Source organism: Rhodovulum sp. (assembly GCF_011048875.1).
Lineage (GTDB): Bacteria > Pseudomonadota > Alphaproteobacteria > Rhodobacterales > Rhodobacteraceae > Rhodovulum > Rhodovulum tesquicola.
The window spans coordinates 1-4,793 of record NZ_DSDD01000459.1 but is presented as its reverse complement, the minus strand read 5'-3'; the positions used below and the strand labels follow the sequence as shown (position 1 = coordinate 4,793).

The 4,793-nt window shown below is 65.6% G+C and carries 5 protein-coding genes; 1 reads left to right on the top strand and 4 read right to left on the bottom strand.

The window, feature by feature from the left end:
• On the top strand, positions 1-215 hold a 215-nt coding region (locus ENN83_RS15660; RefSeq protein ID WP_414707680.1), incomplete at its 5' end, for a c-type cytochrome.
• Between the two features lie 72 nt (positions 216-287).
• Here the strand turns inward: ENN83_RS15660 and ENN83_RS15655 are convergent.
• The 4 genes from ENN83_RS15655 to ENN83_RS15640 form a co-directional block, all read right to left on the bottom strand.
• A complete protein-coding gene (locus ENN83_RS15655; RefSeq protein WP_287188633.1) occupies positions 288-2,579 on the bottom strand; it encodes a nitric oxide reductase activation protein NorD in 2,292 nt (763 codons plus the stop codon).
• Positions 2,580-2,582: 3 nt separating this feature from the next.
• The gene (locus ENN83_RS15650) at positions 2,583-3,386 is read right to left on the bottom strand and encodes a CbbQ/NirQ/NorQ/GpvN family protein (protein WP_287188630.1); all 804 of its coding nucleotides are present in this window, start codon (positions 3,384-3,386) and stop codon (positions 2,583-2,585) included.
• A gap of 55 nt (positions 3,387-3,441) precedes the next feature.
• Complete coding sequence (locus ENN83_RS15645; RefSeq protein WP_132695484.1) at positions 3,442-3,798, bottom strand: ribulose bisphosphate carboxylase small subunit; 357 nt, start codon at positions 3,796-3,798, stop codon at positions 3,442-3,444.
• A gap of 22 nt (positions 3,799-3,820) precedes the next feature.
• Positions 3,821-4,793, bottom strand: a 973-nt coding sequence (locus ENN83_RS15640) for a form I ribulose bisphosphate carboxylase large subunit (protein ID WP_287188626.1), incomplete at its 5' end; no start/stop codon positions are given.

The following is a 4,793-nucleotide window of genomic DNA, read 5'->3' as shown; positions in this document are numbered from 1 at the left end:
TCGAGGACTTCAAATACTCGCCCTCGATGACCGCGGCCGGTGCTGCGGGCCTCGTCTGGACCGAGGACCAGATGGTGGTCTATGCGGCCAACCCGACCGCGTTCCTGCGCAAATATCTCAACGATCCCCGCGCGCGCGGCTCGATGACCCACCAGGTCCGGCGCGAGCAAGAAACCTACGACATCTACGCCTATCTCGCCACGCTGGCGCAATGAGGCCCATCCGGCCCACGCGGCCGGGACGTCCAGAACAAGACGCCCCGTCCCGGCCATGCGCCGGGGCGGGGTCTATCTTGTCAGACCGGCGTAAAGCATCGGCAGCCGCTCGGGCAGGCGCTCGACATTCTCCAGCACCAGATAGTTCCGCTGCCCGAAGATCTGCGCCACATACTGGTCCGCGCGCGGATCGAGCGTCAGGCAGAACGGGATCACCCCCATCCGCGCCACCTCCTGCACCGCGGCACGGGCGTCCTGACGCAGATATTGCGGATCGCGCGCGTCGATATCAGCCGGCGCCCCGTCGGTGATGACCAGCATCAGCTTCTTGTTGGCCGCCACCCGGTTCAGATGCGCGCCCGCATGGCGGATCGCGGCGCCCATGCGGGTCGACAGCTGCCCCCGCATCCCCGCCAGCCGCGCCTTGGGCATCTCGCCCCAGGGCTGATCGAAATCCTTGTAGCGCTGGTAGAAGACATTGTGCCGTCCGTCCGAACAGAACCCGTGCAGCGCAAAGGCATCGCCCACCTTGTGGATGGCCTCGGCCAGCAGCACGGTCGCGGAACGGGTCAGGTCCAGCACGGTCTGGTCCTGCCCCGCCACCCTGTCATTGGTCGATTCCGACAGGTCCAGCAGCGTCATCACCGCGATATCGCGCACCTTCCGCACCGAGCGCATCATCACCCGCGGGTCGGGCTGGCGGCCCATGCGGATGTCTATCATCGCCGTCAGCGCGGCATTGATGTCGATCTCGTCGCCATCCTCCAGCTTGCGGATGCGCTGCACGCCCTGCGGCTGCATCGCGTCCAGCAGGTGCCGCATCCTCTGGGTCAGCTTGCGGTTCTCGGCCAGGATCGCGTCGATCTCCGCCGGATCGCCCAGCCGCGGGCGCTTTTCCAGCACGGTCGCCCAGGCCGGGCGGTTCATCTGGATCTGATAGTCGAACTCGTCATAGAAGACCGGCGCCGCGACGGGCTCCTTGCCTTCCTTCTCGTTGAAGGACAGGCCGTCATCGTCGAACAACTCGTTCTCGGCGACCCAGATTTCCTGCGCATCCTCGCCCGCTGTCTCGACCTCGACCTCGTTCACCATCTCCATGAGCGAGACATATTTGCGGACCTGTTCCGGGGCCTCGCCTGGCCCCTTGTCCCAGTCGATCTCCTCGAATTCCCAGATATAGCGGTTGTCGTCGCGATAGGGCGCGCCCTGCACGTCGCGCCAGGCCGAATAGGGCCGCTCGCGCAGCCGATGGGCAAGTTCCAGCCCCAGATCGCGCGAGATCCGCGCATCCGACAAATCGGCCGCCGCAAACGCGTCCCGCGCCCAGGCCGCCACCGGATCCGCGGTCGCCCAGTCGGGGTCCAGCAGCGCCAGCGCGATCCGGTCGAATTGCGCCCCCATCGAGCCATCGCTCGCGGGCGCGTGGAACCGCCGCCACAGGTCGCGCAGCCGCGGAAAGCGCGCGATGGCGAGCGATTCCACCCGGGCGTCCTCGATCAGGCCCACGCAGGCCTGCTGCAATGCGCTCAGCTCGTCGCCGGGAATTGCCTTGGTCGTGGTGGCCACATGGGCCGCGGCATGGGCGGCCGCGGCGCGGTAGAGGTCAAGCCCGGGCACGCCGTTCCAGTCGTCATAGGCATCCGGCAGGTGCAGGAACCAGTCGGCAATGAAGGGCCGTGCGCCCTCGCGGCTTTCGAAATCGCCTGCGGTCGGACGCATCAGGAAATCCCGGCCCCAGAGTGCGCGCAGATACATCCCGATCCGGCGGTGGATATCGACGAACAGCGTGCCCTTGCGCTCTTTTTGCAGCACGGCCTGCGATTCCGCACTTTCAAGGCTGAAATAGCGCGTCAGGTCCTCGAAATCCGTTCGATGCGCCTGCGCGCCCCAATTCGCCCAGCGGCGCAACCCGCCAAGGGTCAGCACATCCAGCAACTCCTCCAGATGGTCCAGCATGGGGCGCAGCCCGCGGGGCGCCTGGGCAAGCAACTGGTTCAGCAATTGCAGATAGGCGCGGAACAGGTCCGGGTCCGACAACCGGCGCGAGGCGGTGGGCGCCGTGGCGATCACCCGCTCGATCACCGCGCCCGAGGTGCGCGAGGCAAAGCCCAGCAGGGCCTGGGCGAAATCTGGAATGATGTCCTCGCCCAGGTCGCGGGCGAGCGTGGGGACCACCTTGATCCAGGTGCGCACGATATGATCGCCGCGCCCCATATGGCCCAGCGCCACCGCCCCCTTCAGCCAGTTGTCCAGCCCCCGCGGCGACAGCACCCGGATCGCATCCGGCCAGCACTGGTCGAGGATCGCGCGCTGGGCCTCGTCCAGTTCGGCGGTCAGGTCGGCGAAATCGGCGAGCGTGGCCATGGCCTAGAAATAGGTCGTGACGGCCGCATCCAGCGCGTCGCGCATGTCGGGGTCGTCGGTGATGGGACGGACCAGCGCCATCTGGCAGGCGGCCACCGCCGGGATGCCCTGCGCCATCAGCGACCCGGCATGGATCAGCATGCGCGTGGAAATGCCCTCGTCCAGCCCGTGCCCCTTGAGGTTGCGCGCGCGTTCCGCGATCGAGACCAGCTTGTCGGCGTCCTTCGCCTCGATACCCGATTCATGGGCGACGATCTCGACCTCGACCCCGTGGGCGGGATAGTTGAAATCCAGCGCGCCGAAGCGTTGCTTGGTGGACTGTTTCAGGTCCTTCATCAGGCTCTGGTAGCCCGGGTTATAGCTTATGACGAGATGGAAATCCGGATGTGCGCGCAGCAATTCCCCTTTCTTCTCAAGGGGAAGGACGCGGCGGTTGTCGGTCAGCGGGTGGATCACGACGGTCGTGTCCTGGCGCGCCTCGACGATTTCGTCCAGGTAACAGATCGCCCCGTGCCGCGCGGCGAAGGTCAGCGGTCCGTCCTGCCAGCGCGTGCCATCGGCATCCAGCAGGAACCGGCCCACGATGTCCGAGGCGGTCATGTCCTCGTTGCAGGCCACCGTGATCAGCGGCTTGCCCAGCTTCCAGGCCATGTGTTCGACAAAGCGGGTCTTGCCGCAGCCCGTGGGGCCCTTCAGCATCACCGGCATCCTGGCGGCGTAGGCCGCCTCGAACATCTCGACCTCGTTTGCGACGGGCCGGTAATAGGGTTCGGCCGTCACGCGGTACTGTTCGATCATGTCCTTCATACTCGCCTCCCAGGGGGATGCCCGCCGCGCAGGTCACGCGGCGGGCAAGGGTGCATCAGACCGGCGTGCCGCGATAGACCACCATGTTGGCGCCCTGGCTCTGGCTGAAATTGTTGTAGCCGATCAGGCGGACATGGTTGTCCGGGTTCGCCTCGTGGCAGGCCTTCAGTTCGGCCAGGATCACGTCGACATCGGTTTCCCCGAACATCGGCAGCTTCCACATGTACCAGAAATTCGACATCGCGTATTCCGGCTCGGTGTGCTCGATGGCCGGGTTCCAGCCATGTTTCACGATCCATTCCACCTGCTTGCGGATCTGTGCGTCATCCATCGGCGGCAGGTAGGAAAAGGTGCCCATCTTGCGGCTTGCGGGATCCGACAGCCGCGAATTGTAGTCCTGAACCTTGCTCATTTCTCTCTCTCCCTTCGGGCGATCAGCGGTGCTGGGTGTCCAGCTTGTCCACGGTGTCGAACTCGAACTTGATCTCTTTCCACGTCTCCATGGCGATCTTCAGTTCGGGGCTGTGCTTGGCGGCGGCGATCAGGATGTCCTTGCCTTCCTTCTCGATCTCGCGGCCCTCGTTGCGGGCCTGCACGCAGGCCTCAAGCGCGACCCTGTTCGCCGCGGCGCCGGCCGCGTTGCCCCAGGGGTGGCCCAGCGTGCCGCCGCCGAACTGCAGCACCGAGTCGTTGCCGAAGATCGAGACCAGCGCCGGCATGTGCCAGACATGGATCCCGCCCGAGGCGACCGGGAACACGCCCGGCATCGGACCCCAGTCCTGGTCGAAGAAGATCCCGCGCGAACGATCTTCCTTGATGTAGCGGTCACGCATGATGTCGATCCAGCCCAGCGTCGCCTCGCGGTCGCCTTCCAGCTTGCCCACCACGGTGCCCGAATGCAGGTGGTCGCCACCCAGCAGGCGCAGCAGCTTGGTCAGGACCCGGAAGTTGATGCCGTGGTTGGGGTTGCGGTCCATCACCGCATGCATGGCGCGGTGGACGTGCAAGAGCATTCCGTTGTCGCGGCACCATTTCGACAGCGAGTTGTGCGCCGCCCAGCCCAGCGTCAGGTAGTCCGACATGATGATCGGGGTGCCGATCTCCTTGGCGTATTCGGCGCGCTTGTAGACCTCTTCCATGGTCGGCGCGGTCACGTTCATGTAGTGACCCTTGCGTTCGCCGGTCTCGATCTCGGCCTTCTCGATGGCTTCCTGGCAGAAGTCGAACCGGTCGCGCCAGCGCATGAAGGGCTGGCTGTTGACGTTCTCGTCATCCTTGGTGAAGTCCAGACCGCCGCGCAGGCATTCATAGACGGCACGGCCGTAGTTCTTGGCCGACAGGCCGAGCTTCGGCTTGATCGTGCAGCCCAGAAGCGGACGGCCATACTTGTCCAGCTTGTCGCGTTCC

Coding starts and splice junctions, on each gene's coding strand:
- ENN83_RS15655 (WP_287188633.1), bottom strand. CDS start 2,579: ATGGCCACGCTCGCCGATTTCGCCGACCTGACCGCCGAACTGGACGAG.
- ENN83_RS15650 (WP_287188630.1), bottom strand. CDS start 3,386: ATGAAGGACATGATCGAACAGTACCGCGTGACGGCCGAACCCTATTAC.
- ENN83_RS15645 (WP_132695484.1), bottom strand. CDS start 3,798: ATGAGCAAGGTTCAGGACTACAATTCGCGGCTGTCGGATCCCGCAAGC.